This window comes from Thalassolituus sp. ST750PaO-4, from assembly GCF_020320405.1.
In the GTDB taxonomy this organism is placed as follows: domain Bacteria; phylum Pseudomonadota; class Gammaproteobacteria; order Pseudomonadales; family Oceanobacteraceae; genus Venatoribacter; species Venatoribacter alkanivorans.
The window spans coordinates 180,819-206,232 of the sequence record NZ_JABVCB010000012.1 but is presented as its reverse complement, the minus strand read 5'-3'; the positions used below and the strand labels follow the sequence as shown (position 1 = coordinate 206,232).

18 protein-coding genes are annotated in these 25,414 nt (G+C 52.7%); 6 read left to right on the top strand and 12 right to left on the bottom strand.

Features of this window, described 5'->3' with window-relative positions:
* Positions 1-111: 111 nt before the first annotated feature.
* Positions 112-1,389: an alpha/beta fold hydrolase gene (locus tag HUF18_RS14020; protein WP_225692632.1), complete on the top strand. Its 1,278-nt coding sequence runs from the start codon at positions 112-114 to the stop codon at positions 1,387-1,389.
* Positions 1,390-1,455: 66 nt separating this feature from the next.
* Here the strand turns inward: HUF18_RS14020 and dinG are convergent, their stop codons facing one another.
* The 6 genes from dinG to HUF18_RS13990 form a co-directional block, all read right to left on the bottom strand.
* A complete protein-coding gene (gene dinG / locus HUF18_RS14015) occupies positions 1,456-3,546 on the bottom strand; it encodes an ATP-dependent DNA helicase DinG (protein WP_225692631.1) in 2,091 nt (696 codons plus the stop codon).
* 16 nt (positions 3,547-3,562) lie between these two features.
* Positions 3,563-4,243, bottom strand: a complete 681-nt coding sequence (locus tag HUF18_RS14010; protein WP_225692630.1) for a general secretion pathway protein GspB — start codon at positions 4,241-4,243, stop codon at positions 3,563-3,565.
* Between the two features lies 1 nt (position 4,244).
* The gene (locus tag HUF18_RS14005; protein WP_225692629.1) at positions 4,245-5,765 is read right to left on the bottom strand and encodes an ExeA family protein; all 1,521 of its coding nucleotides are present in this window, start codon (positions 5,763-5,765) and stop codon (positions 4,245-4,247) included.
* A gap of 163 nt (positions 5,766-5,928) precedes the next feature.
* Positions 5,929-6,837 (bottom strand): hypothetical protein, encoded by a 909-nt coding sequence (locus tag HUF18_RS14000; protein WP_225692628.1) that lies wholly within the window; start codon positions 6,835-6,837, stop codon positions 5,929-5,931.
* Positions 6,838-6,977: 140 nt separating this feature from the next.
* On the bottom strand, positions 6,978-9,995 hold the full coding sequence (locus HUF18_RS13995; RefSeq protein ID WP_225692627.1) for a hypothetical protein: 3,018 nt from the start codon (positions 9,993-9,995) through the stop codon (positions 6,978-6,980).
* Between the two features lie 159 nt (positions 9,996-10,154).
* Positions 10,155-12,332 carry a malate synthase G gene (locus HUF18_RS13990; protein WP_145468469.1) on the bottom strand — a complete coding sequence of 726 codons (2,178 nt, stop codon included), beginning with the start codon at positions 12,330-12,332 and terminating at the stop codon, positions 10,155-10,157.
* 297 nt (positions 12,333-12,629) lie between these two features.
* On the opposite strand from HUF18_RS13990, the gene HUF18_RS13985 reads away from it, so the two are divergent.
* Complete coding sequence (locus HUF18_RS13985; protein ID WP_225692626.1) at positions 12,630-13,574, top strand: nucleoside recognition family protein; 945 nt, start codon at positions 12,630-12,632, stop codon at positions 13,572-13,574.
* Positions 13,575-13,653: 79 nt separating this feature from the next.
* Here the strand turns inward: HUF18_RS13985 and HUF18_RS13980 are convergent, their stop codons facing one another.
* Positions 13,654-16,581 (bottom strand): hypothetical protein, encoded by a 2,928-nt coding sequence (locus HUF18_RS13980; RefSeq protein WP_225692625.1) that lies wholly within the window; start codon positions 16,579-16,581, stop codon positions 13,654-13,656.
* Between the two features lie 317 nt (positions 16,582-16,898).
* On the opposite strand from HUF18_RS13980, the gene HUF18_RS13975 reads away from it, so the two are divergent.
* The gene (locus tag HUF18_RS13975; RefSeq protein ID WP_225692624.1) at positions 16,899-17,735 is read left to right on the top strand and encodes a 6-carboxytetrahydropterin synthase; all 837 of its coding nucleotides are present in this window, start codon (positions 16,899-16,901) and stop codon (positions 17,733-17,735) included.
* Positions 17,736-17,831: 96 nt separating this feature from the next.
* Here the strand turns inward: HUF18_RS13975 and HUF18_RS13970 are convergent, their stop codons facing one another.
* The gene (locus tag HUF18_RS13970) at positions 17,832-18,392 is read right to left on the bottom strand and encodes a DedA family protein (RefSeq protein ID WP_145468460.1); all 561 of its coding nucleotides are present in this window, start codon (positions 18,390-18,392) and stop codon (positions 17,832-17,834) included.
* 263 nt (positions 18,393-18,655) lie between these two features.
* Between HUF18_RS13970 and purB the strand changes: the two genes are divergently transcribed.
* From purB to HUF18_RS13955, 3 genes are all read left to right on the top strand, one after another.
* A complete protein-coding gene (purB, locus tag HUF18_RS13965) occupies positions 18,656-20,023 on the top strand; it encodes an adenylosuccinate lyase (RefSeq protein WP_145469057.1) in 1,368 nt (455 codons plus the stop codon).
* Positions 20,024-20,101: 78 nt separating this feature from the next.
* A complete protein-coding gene (locus HUF18_RS13960) occupies positions 20,102-21,271 on the top strand; it encodes a cupin domain-containing protein (protein ID WP_225692623.1) in 1,170 nt (389 codons plus the stop codon).
* Positions 21,261-22,172 (top strand): GNAT family N-acetyltransferase, encoded by a 912-nt coding sequence (locus tag HUF18_RS13955; protein ID WP_145468456.1) that lies wholly within the window; start codon positions 21,261-21,263, stop codon positions 22,170-22,172. Before HUF18_RS13960 ends, HUF18_RS13955 begins: the two co-directional genes overlap by 11 nt.
* Positions 22,173-22,195: 23 nt before the next feature.
* On the opposite strand, the gene HUF18_RS13950 is transcribed toward HUF18_RS13955, so the two are convergent.
* The 4 genes from HUF18_RS13950 to HUF18_RS13935 form a co-directional block, all read right to left on the bottom strand.
* Positions 22,196-22,612 carry a DUF3429 domain-containing protein gene (locus HUF18_RS13950; protein ID WP_225692622.1) on the bottom strand — a complete coding sequence of 139 codons (417 nt, stop codon included), beginning with the start codon at positions 22,610-22,612 and terminating at the stop codon, positions 22,196-22,198.
* A 276-nt stretch (positions 22,613-22,888) separates the two neighbouring features.
* Positions 22,889-23,656: a 3-deoxy-manno-octulosonate cytidylyltransferase gene (gene kdsB / locus HUF18_RS13945; protein ID WP_145468452.1), complete on the bottom strand. Its 768-nt coding sequence runs from the start codon at positions 23,654-23,656 to the stop codon at positions 22,889-22,891.
* Between the two features lie 7 nt (positions 23,657-23,663).
* Entirely contained in the window at positions 23,664-24,671 is a 1,008-nt protein-coding gene (locus HUF18_RS13940) for an NAD-dependent epimerase (protein ID WP_225692621.1), read from the bottom strand.
* Positions 24,668-25,228 carry a KdsC family phosphatase gene (locus tag HUF18_RS13935; RefSeq protein WP_145468448.1) on the bottom strand — a complete coding sequence of 187 codons (561 nt, stop codon included), beginning with the start codon at positions 25,226-25,228 and terminating at the stop codon, positions 24,668-24,670. Before HUF18_RS13935 ends, HUF18_RS13940 begins: the two co-directional genes overlap by 4 nt.
* Between the last annotated feature and the right edge of the window lie 186 nt (positions 25,229-25,414).

Genomic DNA, 25,414 nt, shown 5'->3' with positions numbered 1-25,414 from the left:
AAACACTTATAGCAACATCAGCGTTCCGTAAAGAAAACATACAACTGTGGTCATTTGTCTATAAATGGGGTAGAGTCGGGAAACTATAAGAATAAAAGAGCCAATTGTGTTATGCAGTTCTCTACCTTCTCTGCCGCCGATCTACGCAACACTCCCCGCATCCAACTGCTGGATACTCCCCGCGGGCAGTACAAAGTCGAATTCCAGGCATACAGCCTTCCGGAAAACCTCCATAAAACGCCTGTCGTTTTTCTCGGTGGTGCATTCCAGAGTTTCACCTCATTCAAAAGCGAAGTGGAATTAGTCGTCAGCACACATCCGGTAATTCTGGCCGACTTCCCCTCACAGGGCAGTAACGATCAGCTTGCTCCGGAACTCAGCCTGAATGACTACGCTGACCTGATTGAGTTGTTCTGTCAGGAACAGCAGCTGGATAAAGTTCAGATGCTGGGCATCAGCTATGGCTCGGCCATGGCCACTCTGTTTGCGGCGGCCTACCCGCAACGGATTGAGCGCCTGCTGTTATCGGGCATCACCTGTTTCCGCCGCGAAAGCCTGATCACCCTGCTGGAAGACTCGCTGGAGTTGCTGGCCGCTGGTGATATGAACGCTTTCGCGACCACTGCAGTCTGCAACCTGATCAATCACAATCGTCTGCAGGCAACCGAAGTCAGCCCGACCTATCGCCGTCTTCTGTTCCGTCAGATTGCCCGACTGAACGACAATGAGCGTCAGCGCTACGCACAAAACACGCAACGCTTGCTCGATTTCCCGGGCTTCGAACGCTTCCCCGAATGCCCGACCATGATTGCAACCGGTGAATTCGATAACTTCACCCTGCCATCAGAAAACGCTGCCGTTGCCCGTCAGTGTGCCAATGCTACTTTCGCCATCATCAAAAACGCTGATCATCTGGCCCAGTTTGAGCGTAAAGAAGCCTCAAGCACCCTGTTCCACAGCTTTATGTGTGGCGAGTCTCTGGAAGGTATAGACGGTACCGAAATATACAATCCGGAAGCCTATGATCTTGCCGACCAGCGCCTGCAAAGCCGCCAGCGTCCGCTGGAGCAGCCTTATCGTCTGATCGATGAAGTGAATGGCAAAGAACACATTGTTCGCATTAACAATATTAACTTTGCTGGCTGCGAACTGGAGCAAACTCATGTGGATCTCAGCCTGTCTGAATCCAGCCGTGGTTTGTATCTGGAAATTCCGGAAACCGGCGCCCGCTTCCATGTGCGTATTATGGAGCGTGAGCGCAAACAGCTGCGCTGCCTGCTGATTCAGCGCGATCTGAAAGAAGCCGATCAGCTGCTCGCCTACCTTGAAGGCCATTTACTGATGATCCGCGATCAGAATGATAATGACCTCAGAGAGCAGTTGGCCTGAAAACCCCTCCTCTGGCACAAAAAAGCCCGGTAATGACCGGGCTTTTTTTATTCGCGTATTTCTTTATTAAATCCGCTTAAAAGGCGGTAAAGAATCCAGTAACAACTTGCCATAGCGATGCGACAGTAAACGTTTATCGAGGATACTGATGCGTCCCCGATCCTCTTCGGTACGGATTAAACGCCCACAGGCCTGCACCAGACGAATCGAAGCCGCAGGCAGGGTTAATTCCATAAAAGGATTGCGTCCACGGCTTTCCATCCATTCGCTGATCGCAGCCTGAATCGGATCATCGGGCACCGCAAACGGAATTTTAACAATCACCACATGGGTGACATATTCGCCCGGTAAGTCGATCCCTTCAGCAAAACTGGCGAGACCAAAAATAATGCTGCCCTCACCGTTATCAATCCGCTCTTTATGGCGGCGGACAATTTCTGCTTTCGGTAAAAAGCCCTGGCACAGCAGCTGGTCATACCAGTCGTGCAAAAACGTATCACGCGTGGCCTCAAGCTGGGCACGGGAACTGAATAACACCAGCGTTCCCCGGCTCAGGTCGGTATTATTTTTCAGCCAGTCTTCAATATCCGCCTGAAACTGATCGCTCTTGGGATCAGATGCCAGCGACACCGGTTGCAACTCACCCAGCTTCTGATAATCGAAAGGACTCATAACCCGCTGATAATTTGCCCAGTCGGGCAAACCGCTTTCCCAGCTTAATTTATTAAAGCTGTTCAGCGCCGTCAGGGTTGCCGAGGTAACCACCGCACCATAGCAACGCCACCAGAGGTTTTTGCGTAACTGATCGGCCACCGCAATGGGCGAGGCACTCAGACGAATATCCCAGCCATCACCAAACGGGGTTTTCGACAACCAGCGCGCAACCGGCAGAGCACCCTCAGCCTCTTCGGCACAGAGCCAGGACAGCGCTTCGGATAATTGCTCCGCACGGGAAAACATAATACCCATTGGCGCCTGCCAGGCTTCTGCTACGTCGCGGGTAAAATCACCATCTTCTTTCGGATCGAGGGATTTCTGCAGCATGTCATTGAGCTTATCCAGACACAGCAACAGAGGTTGCAACGGCCCTTTGATATTGATCAGCAGCTGACGTAAATTCTCCGGCATTTTTCCCGATTCAAAACGCAGCCGTTCCTGATCGCCGATCATATCCATCAGTAATGGCCAGACCAGGCTGATGCTTTGCAGAATATCGCGGATATTCTGCGGAGCCTCCGTTAATGAATGCATAATGCTGTGCGGAATACCACTGGCCGCAACAAACTGCTCAATGCCTTTTTCCAGCTGCTGCAACCACTGGCGTTGCGCCCGCACGCCGATTTCAAGACGGAAATGATTGAGGGCTTTATCGGCCAGATGATGGCCTTCGTCGAACACATAAATGGTTTTTTCCGGCGCAGGTAAAACAGCACCACCACCCAGCGATAAATCAGCCAGCACCAGATCGTGGTTGGCCACAATCACATCCGCATCTTCCATCGCATTACGGGCTTTATAAAAAGCACAGTTCTGGAAATGCGGGCAGCGCCGGTTTGAGCATTCACGGTGTGTGGCGGTTAAATGCGACCATTGTTTGTCTTCGATGGCATCGGTCAGACGGTCGCGGTCACCGTCCCATTTACCGGAGCCATACGACTGCAATAAAGATTCATAAAGCTCCCTGTCCTGCTCTTCCGGTGTTTGCTCAAATAAATCGACCGTGGATAACAACCCGGACAAATGCTGCAATGATTTATCCAGTTTTAACAAACACAGATAACGGCCACGGCCTTTGGCCAGTGCAAAATTAAATGGCAGAGAAATGGTCTTTTTTAAATTCGGCAGATCCTTATCCAGAATCTGCTCCTGCAAGGCGACGGTGGCCGTCGAGATCAGCAGTTTCTTTTCTTTTTCAATCGCCATCGGCAAAGCAGCCAGCAGATACGCCAGAGTTTTACCGGTACCTGTACCCGCTTCCACCACCGCAATGCCATTATCATTATCGCGCTGGCCTTTATCATCTTCATGAATAGCGCCCAGGCTTTTGGCTATTTCAGCAATCATTACCCGCTGACCATAACGCGGCTTTAAATCCAGCGCCTTGATGCACTCACGATACAACGCCTGGATGCGTTCTTTGCTTTCACTGCTCAGCATGCTGTCTTTTCTCGCATCAGGGAATGGCCTGCCAGCCTTTGCTGCGGCCAACCTGCAATGGCCAGCCATCAACATCCAGCAGAATACCGCCCGGGGTAATTTCTTTCAGAATAATGCCGGGAGCAATAAGGTCTCCTTCATTCCACTCACGATTATTCATACTGACCGTACGCTTCTCCGGCACCGGACTGTAAATATGACTGGTGATCATTAACTGCGGTATCCGGCGTAAAGACGCTAACGGAGGTAACGAGCGGGTTTCAACACCCGCGCGCGGCGCAGTTTCCCGCAGCTCAGAATCAATGGCTGTTTCCGGTGCCGGAGATGGCGTCGATACCGGCGTCTGTTGCAACGGAACCGGTGTCGCTCCGACGGCCGGCGTTACCGCAGCAACCGGCGGTGCCTGGCGTAAGGTTACTGTCTCAGCGGCCGGGGTTATATCGTCAGCCAGTGCAGTTACCTGCGGTGTATTCTCCACCGGCACCGGTGCGGATTTACCACTTAACAGAGTCAGGCCATACAACAGTCCCGTGATTACTGTAACCAGTGCAACAGACAACAGGATCCGGTTAATACTTCTGAACGGTGTTTCTGCCGCCAGGGATATCGACGTACTGTCCTGCAACGACATTGCCTGGTTCATCTGCCGGGCACGCTCCTGCTCCGATTTTTTCAGGGCATCGAGGATATAAGACATATTAATTATCCCCTCCAGCCAGACCAGGACGGGCCTCATCCTGTTCCGCCTGCTGCATAAACAGCAAGGTTTCCGGGCCAATAATTTTATCGGCACTCAACCCATGCTCCGCCTGAAACTGTGCAACCCGATTGGCCAGCAAAGGATCATAAAACCGCGAGTCAACCTGATTATTCTGCCCTTCCGGACTGATCACCAGCCAGTCTGCCTGCCATTCCATATTCAGCTGACGGCGGATCCAGAGAATCAGATCCGATTTTTGTCCGGGACGAACCAGCTGGCCGCTGTATCCGGCGGGGGGCTGCCACAGTAATAAGGCCTGTCCCGCATACGATGCCGGATTAAGATCAGCACTAAAGCGCTGCCAAACGAATCCTTCTGCCGATTTCATCTGTACCGCAACCGGCACGGACAGGCCCTGCAACCTGAGCCACGGCCAATCCACCCACAAACACTGTTTGCTGCCCTGCAGCTGCTCACAGGTAATAACCTCTGCCGCATTGCTAGGCTCTCCGGTCAAACCGGCAGCCGTCAGCAGCGCCAGCGGAGATACCGGGTCTGCCGTCACAGGGGCTCGCCAGTCTGAAATCTGTTCTTTCAAAGCCGGACTGAAAACAAACAGCAGAACCAGCAGGCCAGCCATGGATGCGAAGCCTATCAATGCCGACAACCAAGTGAAGGCGCTGCGCCGCGGAGTGCGATCAAGCCATCCGGCACCATGTCCAAGGATTTCTCTTTCAGCGCCTTTAACCAAAGCGACGTCGACCAGCCTGCCGCCACGGGCATAAGCGCCCAATAACGCCCGGTCGGCCAGATTATTAATCAGGCGAGGCACGCCACCACTTACCCGCCACAGCCGCCGTGCGGCGGACGGGCTGAACAACTGTCCATCCACACCAGCCAGCGCACAGCGATGGCGCAGATAAGCACGGGTTTCTGTCAGGCTGAGATTCTGCAGGTGATAGCGCGCGGTAATACGCTGACTGAGCTGACGCAGATCATGGCGGGCCAACAATTCCCGCAACTCTGGCTGACCAACAAGAATCAACGTCAGCAGCTTTTCTTTATGGGTTTCCAGATTGGTCAACAGCCGGATTTGTTCCAGCAGCGGCGGCGGCATACTCTGCGCTTCATCAATCACGCAGATTACCCGCTGCCCGGCGGCATACCATTCCAACAGAGCCTTGTTGAGCAAAGCGTACAACTCACGTAATGATGCATCGTGGTTATAACTCAGCCCCAACTCATCACACAGACTTTGCAACAGCTCCGTCGCCGATAACTGTGGATTGAACAGATACGCCGTGCGTACTTCAGCGGGTGTCTGAGCAAGAAATGCACGGCACAGCGTGGTTTTACCGGTACCTACCTCACCGGTCAGACAAATCAAGCCGCCATGCCCGGTCAGCGCATACTGCAGATGTGCCAGTGCCTCCTGATGCCCGCTCGACGGAAAGAGAAAATCCGGGTCCGGTGCAATGGTGAAAGGGAAACGCTGAAAACCGAAATGTTCAAGATACATCGGAGACTCTGCTGCTCAGGGCGGTGCTTACCGGCAACGTCACGCCGGCTAAAATCCAGCGCGCATCATAGCGGATTTTGCCGCATCCCGCAGTTGAAAGAAGACCGCAGAAATACGGACAGATAAGACAGGCAGCAGTCACAGAGAAACAGAGTCCGCCCCGCTACCAACCCAGCGTCAACCCCAAACGCAGCTGAATATCCCGCGCATAAGCGGGCCGCATATCATCGCTGACTATTTCCAGCTGGTGCCAGCCTGAACGCCAGTGCACTCCAACCTGATTCGTAGAATGAAGTGACATCCCCATATTACCTAAAGGTGTCCTCCAGTCTTTGGCAAGACTGAAACGCTGATAACGGTCATGCTGAAAGTAGCGTCCCCCCAACAGCCAACTCGTGTCATAAACACCGGTATTCAATGACCAGGGAATATCGGTTACATAAGAAGATTGCCCCGAGCGGCCGGAAGCGGCCCCAGAGCTGTTGCAAACCGCCTGCCCCCCACCACTCAGATTGATGCATCCGGTAGTGAAAGCGGCATCATCGAACTGCCAGCGATTCCATAAATCAGTGAAGGTGGCATCCAGCTGCCAGCGCTCCCTTAGCAAGCTACTGAATGAGATATCCATACTGATGCCGGAACCATCACTGACATCCGCCGGATATTCCAGAATTTTGTCCTGATCAAAGTGATAATCGAGCACAGCTGATGCAGTCAACGGATCACCCGCAACAGAAGCCCCCCTGAGAGAACCAAACTGAAAATGACCTACATGGTAATACGCCAGCGCCGGTGTAATGCTCAGCGCCGGCAACTCAAAACGGTGAGAAAGACGTAAGCCACGCGCCTGCAGACCTTTCACTTCAAGGTCCAACTGACGATCTTTTGCTCCGGGCAGCCCCAGCTCCAGTTCACGGTAAAACTCTGAAGTATCACGATTAAAGGTCAGGTAATAATACCAGCGCGTTTCACGCTCTAACTGCCAGCTTTGATAACGCATGCCAAAACGAAACCGGGCATCGGCATAGGCATAAGTGCCTGGCTGAAAATCGCCATCCCAGCCAGTCGTCATATCGGTCAGAGAAACCGGCTGTGAACTGCCATGAATTTCCAGAAGCGAATACAGCTGCCGATCGGCCGCCTGAGATGAAAAGGAAAAACTGAATGCGGCGGTATATACCGCCGCAGAAAGGAAAGAGTGAACTTTGTTCTTCAACCGCCAAGCACCAGGAACTGACCATCACTGAAACGGACGACATAAATGCCATCACGCTCTTCACGGATAACACCTACTATGGAGTTGCGGTAGGTCAGATAACCGACCGCATTACAGCTGCCGGTCACGATTTCATCCTTACGATTAATAACACCGCAAGGCTGGCCACTGCCATTCAGTTCGTAATCAACACGACTAGCCAGGGTGACACCAATGCTTTCGCCTTTTTCTTCCGAGGTAAAGAGTTTTACACCACCTCGGTAAATAATCAGCCCACCTAATTCAAAGGTAAAATCGCGAATGATATCAACCTTATCTTCATCCTTTTCTTTTACAGAGTTATTTCCCACGAGGTACGACAGGTACAAACTCTGGGCCCGGGGACCTGTAGGCAGTACATCCACCAGATAGTCATAGTCGTATCCGGCAGCAACCGCTAATTCCCAGACATCTTTCGTTGTACGGGTTAGTTTCACATCAACAATCGCCAGCGGTGCTCGTTCAACATTATCACCGGCCCCCTCTGTCAGCTCGTGTGCTGCACGCACATGCAGCTCATTAATACCCTGGGAAAATACCGCTTTCAGCTCACCATCAAGCAGCACATCACTGCCAACAATCAGCTCATAGCTGCCGTCGTCATCAATATCCGGGAATAACGGCTTATAAGCGCCACGACCTTGGATAGAAAACAGCTCCAAGCGGTCCTTATCAATCAGTTCCTGAATCGTCAGGTCTTTCTCCTCACTCACCTGTGTACAGACACTGGTTTCCCGCGCGCCAGATTCATCCTCAATAACCGAGCAATTACGTAAGCCCTCAGGCCCTTTACCATCATCAGAAAAGAATTCCAGCCGGTTAATGCCATAGCCTTTGGTATTAAAGTCGATATAGTCCGCCTGACGGTAAACCTCTTCATCACCGACCTTACTGAACAGCACGCTTTGATTTTCCATAATCCGGTACTCGAACAAATCCGGCTCAATCAGGCCCGACTCATAACCACTGCGCACACGGAAAAAATCATCAAGCTCCGGCCAGACCGAATCTGAATAGTAGTTAGCCGCATTCGTTGCCTCGGCTGACAACGTCACCTGCGCCAGATCTTTAAGCTCAACCTCTTTGCCATCTTCGGTGATCGTCCCTTTCGTATCGCTACTGGCAACCAGTGACACGGCAACCGATGTCAGGTTGTAATGCAGCGGAGAATTTTCAGTAAGCACATCATTAACACCTATCAGCTTGGCTGAGAGATACAGACTGAATTCCTGCTTAACGCCATTTACTATTGCCGGCACTTCAACATCCGGCCATTCCAGGTCATAACCTAGAGGTGGTGTGGCAATCGGATCAGGAGGAATCTCATACCCTTCATCACCACTATAAACAATGCGTACCCGCGAATAGCTTTTAACCTCTTCGTCATCAGCATTGGTGGTTTTTATTTCTTTAAATTTAATACTGGCAACAGTGTCCAGTGGTTCACTGACCTCGCCGGGTACATTAGGAACAGCCGGATCATCCGGATCAACAATCAGCTCACCGAGCAGCTGAATATCAAAGGCATTATATTTTCCCTCGTCCTCAATATCGGCACCCAGCTCAACCGGCACCAGAGTCAGAGTCAGACCTTTGGCTGTCAGTTTTTTATTGACCGCATCATAACCACCCTCTACCTCAGAGGGACAAGAAGCATGAACACAGGCAATTAATCCCAACACCAGATCTTTGACTGTACCCGTACCGGCAGACAGCTGTGGTGCAACACCATCATAAATGCTGTTGAGCGCATTATAATAATTCACCGTTTTTTCAACGTACGCAGGGTCGATAAAACTATGAACACAACTGGTGTCAGTCTGCGGCGTGCCGGCCGGACAGGTATTAACATGCTGTCCTTTGTAGTTCACCAGCCGCTCATTCAGATCCGCCATAAAAGCACGGGCATTATTAATCCGGTCGAGCCAGTCGCTGACCTGGCTGGCCGGTATATTAATATTCGTCAGCTGATCGGTTTTATCTTCCAGAGCGGCAAGACGCTGATCCAACACGGCAATAGCACCCGCCAGCTCTGACGGCACAGAATAATTCTGACCGGCGATATAAGTACGGTTTTCCTGCAGAAGCGTTTTCGCCGCACTGTAGATGCGGTACAGAGAAAAAGAGGTGGCGACAGAGGAGCGCTGATATAACTGCCCCTGATTGTGCAGGAACTCATCAACCATATCCGCCAGCCAGTCAACCTGATCCTGCCCTGCTTCCTTTGCCAATTGCTGACCAGCCGCCACAATGGCACCGTATAAAATGGATTCCTGCTTTATCGCCGAAGCCAGACCACTGTCTTTATATAATTCCGACGGTGCCAGCGGGCGCAGAGAAATAACATCCGACAAATCGAATAAAGCATTCAGCCACAAATTAGCCCGTTCGATGGTGAAAGGCGAATAAACACCGGCTTTCGGTGTATCAGGATTAGTACCATCACCGCTGTTATCAATATAACTGGTGTACGCCAGCGCACTGGCCAGATGCGTTACCCAGTTCGCATTAATGCGCATATTATTCTGCGCATTACCGACCGAGGCGCGTAATTCGTATTCCGCAGGAACCGCTTTGCTTGTGCGGTAGCCCCAGTTGTCATAACAACCATTAACCAGCTCACAACGTTCCACCGTGGCATTGTCGTCTTTACCAGCGACAATCAGCGTAATCGGCCGGCCAATATCATCACTGCCGAGTTTTACCTGGTAATACGCCAGCGTTGTACTGCTGGCCTTGGCGCCAACATAGACCTCTTCCTTACCATCATCTGTCGTGATTATTTCCGTTGCGGTTTGCCCCTGCACATCGACAGGCACAGCCTGAATAACAGCATTCTGTACGCTGCTGCTGCCAAGATAGCCATTAACGTATTTGACCGGCTCGGTCTTGCGGGTGGTACTGGAACTATTACCGCTGCATGCCGCCAGCAGGCAGACACTCAGCAACAGAGATATGCGGGAAAGAGAGAACATAGTTATTTTTCTTTTTAATACCAAAGTCCTGCGATTGTAACCGGCCAGTCTGACCGCAGCCAGCAGGCGCCTGCCGTTTACCCGCCTTTTACATAAAAAAAGCCCGGAATAATCCGGGCTTTTCGTGCTCACACAGCCTGAACGATCAGGCAAATGAGATTACTGAGCTGCTTTGAACTTCAGACGGTAAGCGTGCAGCAGTGGCTCAGTGTAACCACTTGGCTGCTCTTTACCTTTGAAGATCAGGTCAGACGCGGCCTGGAAGGCAATGCCATCAAAACCTGGTGCCATGTTGATGTACAGCGGGTCACCGGCATTCTGACCATCAACAATCGCAGCCATACGCTTCAGGCTGTCTTCAACCTGTTCGCGGGTACAAATGCCGTGCTCCAGCCAGTTGGCAACGTGCTGGGAAGAGATACGCAGAGTCGCGCGGTCTTCCATCAGGCCAACGTTGTTGATATCAGGCACCTTGGAACAACCAACGCCCTGATCGATCCAGCGCACAACGTAACCCAGGATACCCTGGCAGTTGTTATCCAGTTCTTTCTGAATCTGTTCCTGAGTCAGCGCAGCAGCTTCTTCAGCAGTCATCAGTGGGATAGTCAGGATGCCATCAACAGATGCATGCTCACGGCCTTTCAGTTCATTCTGAACAGCAAATACGTCTACTTTGTGGTAGTGCATAGCGTGCAGAGTCGCTGCAGTCGGAGACGGAACCCATGCAGTGTTGGCACCGGCTTTAGGGTGACCGATCTTCTGATCCATCATCATGCCCATCTCATCCGGGATAGGCCACATGCCTTTACCGATCTGAGCACGGCCCTGCAGACCAGTTTCCAGACCAGTGTCCACGTTCCAGTTTTCGTAGGTATTGATCCACAGCTGCTGCTTCATTACAGACTTAGGTACGAAAGCACCGGCCAGCATAGAGGTATGGATTTCGTCACCGGTACGGTCGAGGAAGCCAGTGTTGATGAATACAACACGGTCTTTCGCAGCACGGATACATTCTTTCAGGTTTACTGTAGTGCGACGCTCTTCGTCCATGATGCCCATTTTCATGGTGAAACGTGGCAGACCCAGTGCATCTTCAACGCGACCGAACAGTTCGTTAGCAAAAGCTACTTCTTCAGGACCGTGCATTTTTGGCTTAACGATATTCACGGAGTCAGCAGTAGAGTTGCGGAATGGCGCGTTGCCTTTCAGGTCGTGAATCGCGATCAGCGTAGTGATCATGCCATCCATGATGCCTTCAGGGATTTCGCTGCCATCGGCCAGCAGAATCGCCGGATTAGTCATCAGGTGACCAACGTTACGAATGAACAGCATAGAACGACCTTTCAGCTTCACGGTTTCACCGTTCAGGCCAGTGTATTCACGGTCAGCGTTCATTGTACGGGTAAAGGTCTTGCCACCTTTGGTCACTTCTTCTGCCAGGTCACCTTTCATCAGGCCCAGCCAGTTGCCGTAGGTTACGACTTTATCGGCCGCATCAACCGCAGCAACAGAGTCTTCACAGTCCATGATGGTGGTCAGTGCAGATTCCATCAGGATGTCTTTAACGCCAGCAGCGTCAGTAGAACCAACCGGAGTGGTTGCATCGATCTGAATTTCAAAATGCAGGCCGTTATTCTTCAGCAGAATCGCAACCGGTGCAGCAGCATCACCGTTGTAACCAGCCAGCTGAGCAGCGTTTTTCAGCGTGGTGGTTGAACCGTCTTTCAGGGTAACAACCAGCTTGCCTTCTTCGATCGCGTACTTGGTGCTGTCAACGTGGTCGCCGCTCAGCAGAGGTGCCGCTTCGTTCAGGAAAGCACGGGCATAAGCAATAACCTTGTCGCCACGTACTTTGTTGTAGCCAGTGCCTTTTTCCGCACCGTTTTCTTCAGAAATAACATTGGTGCCGTACAGCGCATCGTACAGAGAACCCCAACGGGCGTTGGCAGCGTTCAGAGCAAAACGCGCATTCATTACCGGTACAACCAGCTGAGGGCCGGCCATCTGGCCAATTTCTGGCTCTACATTAGCAGTGCTTGCTTCGAAATCCGCGCCTTCAGGCAGCAGATAACCGATTTCCTGCAGGAATGCTTTGTACTCTGCAGCATTATGAGGCTGACCTTTGCGTTCAGTATGGTAAGCATCGATTTTCGCCTGCAGATCATCACGCTTGGCCAGCAGCGCTTTGTTCTTCGGAGCCAGTTCGTTCGCCAGAACGTCGAACTCTGCCCAGAATTTCTCTGCATCGATACCAGTACCCGGAATCGCTTTTTCATTTACGAAGTCGTACAGCGCCTGAGCAACCTGCAAGCCACCCTTCTGAACGTATCCAGTCATTGTTAAGCCTCAAAAAAAATTCAATCACAACCGGCTGCTGCCGGTCATTCTGACCACTACTGAACGACTGCGGACAATCGCCAGCCACAAATTAAGACGCGGCAGTATACAGGAACGAACTGGCGACTGCTAACCCGCCTCGGTCATGACCACGCCAAAACCGCAGCAGGGATAAGTAAAATCACCATGTAGATAACGGTATAAATATATCTGAACACCGGTCATCTCCGACCAAGTAACCAAAGCCGGACACCAGCAACTCTGTTATCGTCTGCGTTTTCAGCAAGAACCACGTTTATGGATCAGATAGCCACCACCATTCTCAGCTCCGGCCGCTCGGCGGTGGAGCTGGCCCTGTTTATTCTGCTGCCCATTATGATTGTGATGCTCAGCATCATGCGCTGGCTTGAAGCACGCGGCCTGCTGCAGCGGATTGTCCGCGTGGTCAGCCCGTTGTTACGCCCGTTCGGCCTGACGGGTCTTGGGGTGTTCGCCCTGATTCAGGTGTCCATGGTCAGCTTCGCCGCGCCAATCGCAACACTGGCCATCATGGCGCGCAACGGCTCCTCTCCACGCCACATCGCCGCGACCCTGGCCATGGTGCTGGCCCTCGCCCAGGCGAATGTCGTCTTCCCGATGGCCGCCGCCGGGCTGGATATACCAACCACCCTGCTGCTGGCTATTCCTGCCGGTCTGATTGCCGCCGCCGCAACCTACTATGCTTTCGGCCGCAAGCTGAGTGTGGAAGAAAGCGCTCCGCCCTCTGCCGAACTGATGCCAGAGGCCGATCCCGAGCACGGCAAACTGTTGCAGGTCATACGCCGTGCCGGCAGCGACGCCTGGGACATCGCCATGGGAGCACTGCCCTTGTTGGTCGTTGCCCTGGTGGCAGTGAATCTGATCCGCCTGACCGGCGCCATCAGCGAACTCGAAAGCCTGCTGTCTCCTCTGCTCACGGCTATCGGTTTTCCACAGCAAACTCTGCTGCTGGCCATCACCAAATACATCGCCGGCGGCACCGCCATGATGGGTATCGCGATGGAACAGGTGCAGCTCGGATTACTCAGCGCGCAAGACATCAACCTGCTCGCCGGCCTGCTGCTATGTCCGCTCGATGTTGCCGGCGTTGCCATTCTGATTGCCGCAGGCAAGCCTGTCGCCGCCGTTGTCCGCCCAGCCATTTATGGCGCACTGATTGGTATCGCTTTACGCACCGCCGGGCATTTCTGGCTGTTTGCCTGAAGATCCGCAACCCTGCAAGCAGGCACAAAAAAAGCGACCCGGAGATCGCTTTTTTTTGTGCCTATTAAGCGCTGTGAAATTACAGCGTCTCCCAGCTGCCATCAATATAGCGGATCAGCCAGATACCATTCTCCTGACGGATACGGCCGTACACCACATCGCGGAAGTTAAGCGTGAATACCGCATCAGCAAGCACGGTGTTATCCGCCACTTCAGCTACGTTATTCAGCACACACAAATCGTACTTACCATCACTGCCGGTGATGTACTTATATGGCAGCGGCGACAGATTGTAGTTCTGCTGCAGGTAGGCGGTCAGTTCACTGTCGATGGTGGTTTCTGTTCCATCATTTAATGTCAGGGCAACACCATCTCTGTACACCGCCAGACTGCCGGTGGTTTTAAACGATGAATCGGTATCAAAGCTCAGCACAACGCGATCCAGTGCCGACCCCGTTCCCAGGTAAACGTCGCTGCTGGTGAGACCTGAGTAATTATGCGACAACGCCGCAGTCAGCTTATAGCGATCCATGGTTGGCGCATTCAGCAGTACATCCAGCAAGGTACGCGGCTGATCCTTCAGACGCACTTCACTGGTAACACGTACCGCATTCAGCCCTAACACCATAGGATCATACAAAGTGCCGTCCATTGATGTTTCCGCCGTTGCCAGAGGTGCCAGCGTCAGACAGCCATTAGCGTCCGCTGTATTGGTTGGCCAGGTAACGAAGTAGAGGCCACGTCCCGGAATTTCAATCCGTGAAAACACACCCGCTTCCCACAGATCGTTAATGGCCAGCTGCAGATCACGCTCTGCATACAGACGCTGCTTTGGCTTACAGGAACTGACCACCCAGCCACCACCGGAATTGCTCAGATCACAGATCTCCAGATCATGGGTACTGACCAGTTCGGTTTTATCGTCATCTTTATCCACGTCATTAACATCTTCACGTTTCACCGTCGGGTAAAAACGGAAACGCTGCGACTCACCCAGCGGCACATAAAAATCCAGATACTGCACATTCTGACCGGCCACCGTCTGCTCACCGGTTACATAGCTCACAAGACCATCTACCACATCTGCCGCAAATGCCGGACTGGGTGTAAAGAAGCCGTTGAACGAAGCAAAACGCTGCGCCGGATAATGCTCAGAAGCGTTAGTACTGGTCGCCGCCACATACAGGGTTGAATAATCCACATCCTGCTTATTGTCGTCGCCAACTTTGTCAGAAATACGACCATTCAGCACCACGGTATCAATATTAAAACGGCGCTCGCTGTTACTGTCCTGCGGGTCTTTCACACCGCGGAAGAAAATGCGATAGCTGCCGGTTACTTCGGCTTCTTCAGCTCCACCGACACGACTGGTGTCGTACAGTGAAAAATCCGACCAGCGCATTTCATAGCCCAGAATTTCATTCCCCGCCGGATCAGCCAGAGTACTCACTGGCGTGGTGAAATAAACGCGCACACCGGAGGCCGAAAGAATGTCGTTAGCAGCGTTATCGTCTTCATAAACGTTATCGACCACAAAGCGCAGCGTGCCCTGCTCATAGGTACCGCGAATCAGCACATCAATAGCATTCGATGACGTTGGCTTGTCATCGGCATCGGTGGTGTTCACATCCGCTACCGCCTGACTGACGATGATCGTACCGTTATTCAGTGTCATCGTCGGGTTGCTGTAAGAACAGGAAGTCACCCAGGCATAGGCCGAAGTATCCGCACAGGTATTAGCACCCGCCAGATAGGTCTGCTGATACAGCTCGGCCGTCTCACGATAAGCCGTCACGATTGTATTCAGGTTAGCGGCATGCTCATCACCGATTTTTTTCAGCAGATCAACATACTGATCCACCTTGGCTTTGTAGCTGTCTTCAAAAAAGGTATCGCTGTAATTACGCATAACCCCGACAAAAGCCTTGGTGCGTTTAATGCCCAGCACAAAATCGTCATAGTCACTCTGACCAAATAGCGACAACAGCGTATCGGGAACTTTGGCAGTCAGGGGATCGGCGGTGAAGCCATCAATATCAGCCTGCAATGCGGAAACAACCCCGGCAATGTAGCCCTGCAGAGTCGCATCCGTTACGTTCAGTGCCTGTAAATTGCTGATCGCATCGGTATACAGTGCCGCCAGCGTCAGCGTCTGCGTACCACCCTGCTGCATCATCTGGCCTTTATTGGCGCTGAAATCGGCAGCGACGGCATGGGTAAAATTAACACCATCGACTGCAGTATGGTTTTCAGCCAGATGCGCCCAGGCCGCCAACAAGGCACCGTAACGAATGCTGTCTGCAGCTTTGGCGGCATCGGCGCCACGCCATTCATTAATTTGGGTAAGATCGGCAGGCTCTGTGGTCTGCACATTGCTGATACCAAATACCCTGGAAACCTGCGAGATAGCCTGTTCGGTGGAATACGCGGAGTAATAGCCGGTTTCGACCCAGCCAACTGCCACATCCGCAACAGTGCCGGAACCGCTGACCAGACTCTCGTTATAGACATAATCGAATGCCAGCTGGGCAGCCAGATCCGTCAGGGGGGTCACACGGATGCGTTCATTTTTGCTCAGATCGTAAGCAACCGAACGCCAGCCCAGATTGGCCGTCTGTTCCATATCCGCAGCAAACGCACCAGCTGAACAACCAGCAACCCACTGACAACGCACAGTAGTTGCCGCCGTCGCCGTATCACTGTCAGCATCACGACCAACCAGCTCAAACAATTGCAGCTCACCGGTCGAAATCACAGCCTTAACCACACCGTGCTTATCGGTAACATACTCAGAACGGACCAGGCGTCCTTCAGCATCCTCATTAGGCAAACCGGCTTCGGTAATCGCCACCGACCGTACGATGGCATGATTGATATCCTCCTGGCCGGCCTGAACATAAACCGACACAGTTGAGGAAGAAGAAGAGCCGCTGTCACTGCAGCCGGACATCAGACCCGCCAGCGCAGGAAACATCAGAGAAGCGGTCAGAAGTTTATGCATAGCCATACAAAGGAATCACTCAGTTAATACAGGACACGCAGCGACTCACGCACCCTTCAGATATAAAAATGCCGCCTATCATAACAGGCTTTGTCAGCGGCGATAGCTCAGGAACGGCTTAATGCCACTCTTTATAAACACAGTGTGGTGCATAGACCCGGACAGCTGAGACAGGTTCAATCCCCTCCCGGCGTGGCGCATACCGGGTTCACTGGCCGCACAGTGCTATGCCCTGATGGCCGCTTTCCGCTAGAATGCGCGGCTATTTCAGGCTTTGCCTCTCAGTCGGGCTTTGCCTCTCAGCGGAACACCAGAGGAACACCATGCAGTTATTCGTAGAGCAACTCACCAATGTCGATTTCAGCTATCTGGATGCCAAGCGCGGCCTGGTAGGTGAAACCTGGTGGGCATCCGCCGTGCTCGACGGCGCCCTCGACGAACAAGGCATGGTCTGCGACTTCGGCATCGTCAAAAAGACACTGCGTAACTGGCTTGACGACGAGCTCGATCACCGCCTGCTGGTGCCGGTTCAGTCACCGGCCCTGACCCTGAAACACAGCGGTGACATCATCGAACTCAGCTGGCAGTACGACAACGGCGACCTGCTGGAAATGCGCGCACCACGCCAGGCCGTTGCCCTGGTCGATGCCGAACACATCGACGCCAACAGCGTTGCTCACTGGTGCCGTGAACAGCTGCGCAGCCATTTCCCGGTGAACGTCGAGCAGCTGACCCTGAGCTTCGTTGCAGAAGACATCCATGGCGCGTTTTATCACTACAGTCACGGCCTGAAAAAACACAACGGCAACTGCCAGCGCATCGCCCACGGTCATCGCTCACGCATTCAGATCTGGCTTGACGATGAGCGCAGCAGTACGCTTGAACAACAATGGGCAGAGCGCTGGGCCGATATTTATCTGGGCAGCGCGGAAGATCTGATCAGCAGCGACAACAACCAGCTTCTGTTCCGCTACAGCGCACAGCAAGGCGAATTCGAATTATCTCTGCCAGCCAGCCGCAACTACATGATGAACACCGACACCACCGTCGAATTTATCGCCCGCCATCTGGCCGACACCATCAAACAGCAACACCCTGACAGCCAGGTCAGAGTGCGTGCTTTTGAAGGTGTTAACAAAGGCGCCATTGCGGAGGCCTGAGTTTCCGCCAACAACAGCCAACACAAAAAAAGCGGCCGCTGCGCAATAACGCCAGGGCCGCTTTTTTATGATACAAATTCTCCTGTCACATCCCGCTCAGGCGGCTTCCATCCGAGCCCGCAAACGCCGTTGACCGAGAATAAACACCAGCAGAGCCACCGGCAGCACAAACCACAGCCACTCATGCAGGGTTTCGGCATATTGTTTACCCAACACGAAAGCCACGCCAAAAATCATCGCAGCCCAGATCACGATAGAAATCACATTGGCCAGGGTAAAGGTCCAGCCCGGAACCCGTGCCAGTCCGCAGGCGATATAGCCGAAAGTACGCAGTCCCGGCATGCAGCGAATCAGCGCCAGCTGATGCCAGGGCGCCTGCTGCAAAGGCTTCACCTGACGCTGAATCAGATCATGGCGGAATTTGTTCGCCAGCCAGGGCCAGACATGCGCCAACCGGCCAAACAGATACAATGCCGTATCACCAATAAACATACCGGTACAGGTTGCCGCAAAGGCCACTTCCGGCGCCAGTTTACCGCTCGCGGCCAGCATCCCGGCGCCAATAATCGCCAGGTCTTCCAGCATAAAGGTCGACACAATCACCACCAGAACCAGCCACAAGGGGCTGTCGGAATAACTCAGCAATGAGTCCAGCATGAATACTTCTCAGCTAACGGCCTGTAAATTTGCGCAGCATTCTACCTGAAACTGCGTGACGGGTGAGTGACAATAACGCCCAATCCAGCGGCAAAATGCCCTTACCGGCACACCTTCACCGCCCGCAACGGGCACTCGCGACATGAAAGCGCAGTTAAATCACCGCCAGTGCTGAGATATACAAAAAAATCCGGTAGAATTGCGCGCCTTAAAATTCTTACATTCATTGTCCGTTGAGAGTCGCTATGTCCTCCCAGAACCCAATGGAGCTGTCTGCCCTGACCGCTATTTCTCCGATTGATGGTCGTTACGGCAACAAAACCGTGCAACTGCGTCCGATTTTCTCCGAATTCGGTTTGATCCGTGCCCGCGTCGAAGTAGAAATCCGCTGGTTACAGCGCCTTGCGGCCCATGAAGCCATCACCGAAGTTCCGGCCTTCTCGGCAGCTACCCAGCAACAGCTGGACGCCATCGTTGCCAACTTCAGTGAAGAAGATGCCCTGCGCATCAAAGCCATCGAAGCCACCACCAACCACGACGTGAAAGCGGTGGAATACTTCATCAAAGAAAAGTTTGCCGACAACAGCGAACTGATGGCGGTTAATGAATTCGTGCATTTCGCCTGTACTTCTGAAGACATCAACAACCTGTCCCATGCGCTGATGCTGAAAGCCGGCCGTGACGACGTCATGCTGCCGGTTATGCAGGAAGTCGCCGATGCGATCCGCGCTCTGGCCCACGAAAACGCTGCCCTGCCGATGCTGTCACGTACCCACGGTCAGACCGCCTCGCCAACCACACTGGGTAAAGAGATGGCCAACGTAGTGGCCCGTCTTGAGCGTCAGATCAAGCAGATCAAAGCGGTTGAATTGCTGGGCAAAATCAACGGTGCCGTGGGTAACTACAACGCTCACCTGTCGGCCTACGCCGATATCGACTGGGCGGCCAACGCAGAGACCTTCGTGACTTCTCTGGGCCTGACCTTTAACCCGTACACCACCCAGATCGAGCCACACGATTACATCGCAGAACTGTTCGATGCCATCGCCCGCTTCAACACCATCCTGATCGACTTTGACCGCGACATCTGGGCTTACATCTCGAATGGTTACTTCAAACAGCGCACCATTGCTGGCGAAGTAGGCTCTTCGACCATGCCGCACAAGGTAAACCCGATCGACTTCGAAAACTCCGAAGGCAACCTCGGTATCGCCAACGCAGTGATGACTCATATGGCGCAGAAACTGCCGATCTCACGCTGGCAGCGCGACCTGACCGACTCCACCGTACTGCGTAACATGGGCGTTGGTCTGGGCTACAGCCTGCTGGCGTATCAGGCCAGCCTGAAAGGTATCAGCAAACTGCAGGTCAATGCAGAGCGTATCGCTCAGGATCTCGACAACGCCTGGGAAGTTCTGGCCGAACCGGTACAGACTGTGATGCGCCGCTACGGCATTGAACAGCCATACGAAAAACTGAAAGCCTTTACCCGTGGCAAAGCCATTACCCGTGACGCAATGGCTGAATTCATCGCCTCACTGGAACTGCCACAAGCTGCCAAAGACGAGCTGAATGCCATGACTCCGGCTACCTACATCGGTAATGCCGCAGATCAGGCGAAGAACGTTTAAGCCGCGTTAAAATCGGAAGCCTCCGCCAGCACCTTTCTGGCGGAGGCTTTTTTGTATCCGTATTCTGAGTAACACACTATGCATATTCTGGGTCATCTGACGGTTGAAGAATTCCTGCGCGATTACTGGCAGCAGAAACCGGTATTAATCCGCAACGCCTGGCCGGACTTCGAGCCCCTGCTCAGCTCCTCCGAGCTGGCCGGCCTGAGCCTGGAAGAAGAAATTGAATCACGCCTGGTCGAAGAAGAAGGCAAAGACGGCCCCTGGGCCATCCGCACCGGCCCTTTCACAGAAGACGATTACCGCGCCCTACCAGAACGCAAATGGACCTTACTGATTCAGGCCGTCGATCACTGGATTCCGGAAGCCGCCGATATTCTTGAACACTTCCGCTTCCTGCCCAGCTGGCGCATCGATGATCTGATGATCAGCTATGCCGTCGACGGCGGTTCCGTTGGCCCGCATTACGACCAGTACGACGTATTCCTGCTGCAGGCCGAAGGCCAGCGCGAATGGCGCATCGGCCAGATGTGCAGCGACGACTCACCGATTCTTAAAGGGCCGAAAATCCGCGTCCTGCAACAGTTCGACGAAACCGAGCGCTGGACCCTGAACCCCGGCGACATGCTCTACCTGCCACCACAGCTGGCCCACTACGGTATCGCCCAGGGCGAGTGCATGACCTACTCCATCGGCTTCCGCGCCCCAAGCCAGGCAGAACTGGCACAGGCCGCCATGGACGATATTCTCGCCAGCGCCAGTGAAGATCAGCGCTACACCGATGCCGGCATCCGCCCAACCCAGACCCCGGGCCTGATTGATCAAGACGCGATCGCGCGTCTGCGTGCCCTGCTGACCGCAGCCCTCAACGATGACGAGCGTCTGCAGCAGGTACTGGGCAAGCTGATGACCGAAGCCAAATACCCGGAACAACTGCCTGAACCACGGGATGAAGCCAGCTGGGATGAATTACACGACGAGCTGAACCATTACCAGCAATGGCGCCGCTCTGAATTTGCCCGCTTTGCTTACAGCCAGCAGGATAACCAGTGCAGCTTCTTCGCCCTTGGTCACAGCTGGAGCCTGCCAGCGGGTGACCTGGCGTTAGTTGCCTATCTGGCCGACAACAGCCAATATGAAACAGAGGTTCTGCAGACACTGGCTGCCAGCACAACCGCCCAAAGCCTGCTGACCAGCCTCTGGCAACGTCATATGCTGTACAGTCCGGAGACCGAGTTTGGAGATTGAAACCGCTAACTGGAAAGAGCACCGGGATATTTTACGCGCCATCCGTGAGCGCGTATTCATTCAGGAGCAAAACGTCCCGGAAGCTATGGAATGGGATGCTGACGACGCCAACGCGGTGCACTTTATTGCCCGCGATGGCAAGCGTCCGGTCGGCTGCGCCCGGCTGCTGAGCAATGGTTATTTCGGACGTATGGCCGTACTGCCTGAATACCGTAACCAGAACTGGGGGACCCGACTGCTGCGCGCCGTAGAACACCATTACGAGAAAGAAATGCGCGGCCGCATTCTGCGCGCAACCGTTCAGACTCAGGCTTATGGCTTTTACCATCACAATGGTTTTTCACCGGAAACGGAGTTCTGCTGGGATGCCGGCATTCCCCATGTGCGCATGAGCAAAGTACTGGGACGCTCCAGCCAGGGCAGCGAACAGTTTATCCCTGGAAAAGACAACGAAGTGTATGTACTGGAACAACCTGCAGCGGCTGAAGGGATGCTGCAGATTGCCAGTCACTTTGGCCCGGCCGCCATCCATCTGAGCATTGCCGACCTCAGCCACCCATTGTGGTCGGATAAAACCACACTCTCCTGCTTTAACCGTTATTTGCGTGGAGCGCGTCAGCGCAGCATCCGTATATTAATTGCCCACGAATATCCGGGCATTGCTGATCATCCGCTCTTACAGCTACAGCAACGAATGAGCAGCCGCATACAACTGCAGGTTCATTCGGCGGTGAATAACAACCAGGTATTAATGACGCCTGCGGTTTTTATCAGCATTGAGCGCAATAAAGTAACCGCCTGCATGAACGATCGGGCGACGGTAGCCCGCCAGCTGGAAAAGTTTCAGGAATGGTGGCGCAACGGCCAACCATGCAGGGAAGGACGCAGACTGGGGCTTTAAACGCCCCGCCTGTTAATCACCGCTCAGTGAACGGCGATAAAAACGATAACATTCAGAATAGTTACCGCTGCCGTCAGAATATTACGCAAACGCTTATAAGACTCGGCATAAGCACGTTTAAAAATCGGATTGGTCTCAGTCCAGAGCAGCAACCAAAAACCAACCATAAACATCAGCACCGCGACATTCGTAGGCAGAAAATACGCCAGCAATCCCCAAAGGAAAGTGCCGATGGATAACTCCAGCGGGATTTCATCAATCTGCTCCGGATTCGCCTGCTCAACGCCCCAGCAGCCACCGGCCATAAATGCCAGAATCAACAACGAATATAATTTAAAAAATTCTTCGCCCCCGTCGATACCCAACACAACCGCTGTCGCGCCGGCAATAAAAGGCAGCAGACCGGCATAACCGAGCTTCTCTGAAATAGACAATGCCATCGTGGTACTCCTTACTTCAACAACGTCTGTATTGCAGGACAATCTGAATAAATCCGGTTAGGAATCCCCAGCCACCTCATCCAGCGCCACATCTGAAAGGTGATGATGCACAAGGCAAACACAAGGGAATTATTCAAAAGAGCCTTAAGCCTCTGTTTTCAAAGACTTACAGGCTAAAAATAGCCCAGACAGAAAGAAAAGTATCTAAAAAAATGGCTGCAGTGTCGGACACTGCAGCCATTTTTAAGCTGATAAAGCGCAAAAAAGAAAAATAACTCAGTTCAGGCCAAGTAAAAGTTCTTCAACCCGCGCCACATCATCCTGAGTATCAACGCCGTGTCCCGGTGCCTGATCGATCACCGACATATGGATTTTTACGCCGTACCAGAGTGCGCGCAGCTGCTCCAGAGATTCGGTAGCTTCCAGCGCACAGGGTTCCATACGGGTGTACTGCTGCAGAAAGGACACGCGGTAACCGTACATACCGATATGACGGTACACCGGCATTTTACCGGTCATCTGCTCTGTGCTGATTTTATAGGCATCACGATCCCAGGGAATCGAAGCACGGCTGAAGTACATAGCAAAATGCGCCCGATCCAGCACCACTTTCACCACGTTCGGATCAAAAGCATCTGCCGCATGTTTTAAAGGAGTACAGACAGAACTCATCCCTGCCTGCGGATTTTCCAGCAGACTGGCAGCGGTCATCTCGATTAAAGACTGCGGGATCAGCGGCTCGTCGCCCTGCAGGTTCACAATCACAGCCTCAGCATCCCAGCCTTTAATCTGCGCAACTTCAGCAATACGTTCAGTGCCGTTTTCATGATCCGGTGAGGTCATCACCACATCCGCGCCAAAAGCCAGAGCCGCATCGCGGATGCGCTCGTCATCGGTGGCAATCACAATATCCTGCACACCGGTTGCCAGCGCACGTTCATAAACATGCTGAATCATGGGCTTGCCGGCCAGCATAATCAGCGGCTTACCCGGCAGACGACTGGAGCCATAGCGGGCCGGAATCACAATTTTATAATCAGCCATTTATTGCTTATACCTTATAAAAATCACGGTACCAGCGGGCAAAACGTTCAATGCCTTCTGCCAGCGGTGTGTTCGGAGCAAAATCAACATCTTCAACCAGATCATCAACATTGGCATAGGTCGCCAATACATCACCCGGTTGCATTTCCATATAGTTTTTATTGGCTTTTTTACCCAACACATTTTCGATGGTTTCGATAAAGGTGCCCAGCTCAACGCTGTTATGGTTGCCAATATTGTAAATTTTATAAGGCGCAGAACTGCGCGAGCAGTCACCACTTTCCGGCGTCCAGCCGCTCACACCCTGAGGAATTTTCTGGGTGATACGGGTTACACCTTCGACAATATCATCGACATAAGTAAAGTCGCGCTGCATCTTGCCATGATTAAAGACGTTAATGGTTTTGCCTTCGAGAATATCGCGGGTAAAACTGAAGTACGCCATATCCGGACGTCCCCAGGGACCGTACACGGTAAAGAAACGCAGACCGGTCACAGGCAAGCCGTAAAGATGGGCATAGGTGTGTGCCATTAATTCATTGGATTTTTTCGTCGCGGCGTACAGCGATACCGGATGATCAACCCGGTCAGAGGTGCTGTACGGAATTTTGGTATTCAGGCCATAGACCGAGCTGGACGAGGCATACACCAGATGCCCTACTTCATTATGACGACAGGCTTCAAGAATATTCACAAAACCAATTAAATTACTGTCGACATAAGCGTGCGGATTGGTAATGGAATAACGCACACCAGCCTGTGCCGCCAGATGCACAACACGGTCAAATTTATGCTCGGCAAACACCGCATCAACCGCAGCACGGTCAGAAAGTTCGACCTGCTTAAAGGTAAAACCAGACTGTTCAGCCAACCAGCCCAGACGCCCGTGCTTTAAATTCACGTCGTAGTAGTCATTCAGGTTATCGATCCCGATAACTTCGTGACCCTGCTCAACAAAGCGCTTACTGGTAAAAGCACCGATAAAACCGGCCGCACCGGTTACCAGAATTTTCATATTTTTTTATCCTCAAACTCAGGCAGCATGGCCTTGATATAAGCTTCATCCAGCGGCATACGACTGCCGAGTATAATATCGGCCACTTCGCGGGCAACGCCCCGGCCACCTTCGGCTTCAGTAATTAAATCGGAATGGTCTTTCACCATCCAGAAGGCATCTTTTGGCGCAATGCTTAAACCGACTTTTTTCATCACTTTCAGATCAATAACATCATCGCCGACATAACAGACTTCGCCAGGTTCAAACCACAGCTCATCCATTAAGGCTGATAACACCGCCCATTTATCTTTGGTGCCCGGAAAGAAATGTTTAATTCCCAGATCTGCGGCACGACGCGCCAGTGGTGCAGACTCTTTGGCAGAAATAATAGCGGTCACGATGTCATAGCTATCCAGCAACTTAATACCAACGCCATCTTTGACATTAAAGTGTTTCACCTGTTCGCCATCCGCCGAATAGGTCAGCGTGCCGTCGGTCAGAACACCATCAACATCGAACACAACCATTTTAATAGCGCGGGCTTTTTCTTTAACCACATTAGGAATATGTACCATAACCGCATCCTGACAACGCCTGTACGGGAGCCTGACTGATGCATAGAGCAACAAACCAGAATTTTACCGCTATTGTAACGCGTTTAACGAAGCAGTGTTATGGCAAAGCAGCAGAGAAGCCAGCCTGTAACAGCAAAAAAATATGAGTTATTAATACGAAGAATATAACCAGAACGGTCAGAAAGA

Excerpts from the sequence above, each read along its gene's own strand:
- HUF18_RS14020 (WP_225692632.1), top strand. The coding sequence starts at position 112 with ATGCAGTTCTCTACCTTCTCTGCCGCCGATCTACGCAACACTCCCCGC.
- dinG (WP_225692631.1), bottom strand. The coding sequence starts at position 3,546 with ATGCTGAGCAGTGAAAGCAAAGAACGCATCCAGGCGTTGTATCGTGAG.
- HUF18_RS14010 (WP_225692630.1), bottom strand. The coding sequence starts at position 4,243 with ATGTCTTATATCCTCGATGCCCTGAAAAAATCGGAGCAGGAGCGTGCC.
- HUF18_RS14005 (WP_225692629.1), bottom strand. The coding sequence starts at position 5,765 with ATGTATCTTGAACATTTCGGTTTTCAGCGTTTCCCTTTCACCATTGCA.
- HUF18_RS14000 (WP_225692628.1), bottom strand. The coding sequence starts at position 6,837 with ATGACGACTGGCTGGGATGGCGATTTTCAGCCAGGCACTTATGCCTAT.
- HUF18_RS13995 (WP_225692627.1), bottom strand. The coding sequence starts at position 9,995 with ATGTTCTCTCTTTCCCGCATATCTCTGTTGCTGAGTGTCTGCCTGCTG.
- HUF18_RS13990 (WP_145468469.1), bottom strand. The coding sequence starts at position 12,332 with ATGACTGGATACGTTCAGAAGGGTGGCTTGCAGGTTGCTCAGGCGCTG.
- HUF18_RS13985 (WP_225692626.1), top strand. The coding sequence starts at position 12,630 with ATGGATCAGATAGCCACCACCATTCTCAGCTCCGGCCGCTCGGCGGTG.
- HUF18_RS13980 (WP_225692625.1), bottom strand. The coding sequence starts at position 16,581 with ATGGCTATGCATAAACTTCTGACCGCTTCTCTGATGTTTCCTGCGCTG.
- HUF18_RS13975 (WP_225692624.1), top strand. The coding sequence starts at position 16,899 with ATGCAGTTATTCGTAGAGCAACTCACCAATGTCGATTTCAGCTATCTG.
- HUF18_RS13970 (WP_145468460.1), bottom strand. The coding sequence starts at position 18,392 with ATGCTGGACTCATTGCTGAGTTATTCCGACAGCCCCTTGTGGCTGGTT.
- purB (WP_145469057.1), top strand. The coding sequence starts at position 18,656 with ATGGAGCTGTCTGCCCTGACCGCTATTTCTCCGATTGATGGTCGTTAC.
- HUF18_RS13960 (WP_225692623.1), top strand. The coding sequence starts at position 20,102 with ATGCATATTCTGGGTCATCTGACGGTTGAAGAATTCCTGCGCGATTAC.
- HUF18_RS13950 (WP_225692622.1), bottom strand. The coding sequence starts at position 22,612 with ATGGCATTGTCTATTTCAGAGAAGCTCGGTTATGCCGGTCTGCTGCCT.
- kdsB (WP_145468452.1), bottom strand. The coding sequence starts at position 23,656 with ATGGCTGATTATAAAATTGTGATTCCGGCCCGCTATGGCTCCAGTCGT.
- HUF18_RS13940 (WP_225692621.1), bottom strand. The coding sequence starts at position 24,671 with ATGAAAATTCTGGTAACCGGTGCGGCCGGTTTTATCGGTGCTTTTACC.
- HUF18_RS13935 (WP_145468448.1), bottom strand. The coding sequence starts at position 25,228 with ATGGTACATATTCCTAATGTGGTTAAAGAAAAAGCCCGCGCTATTAAA.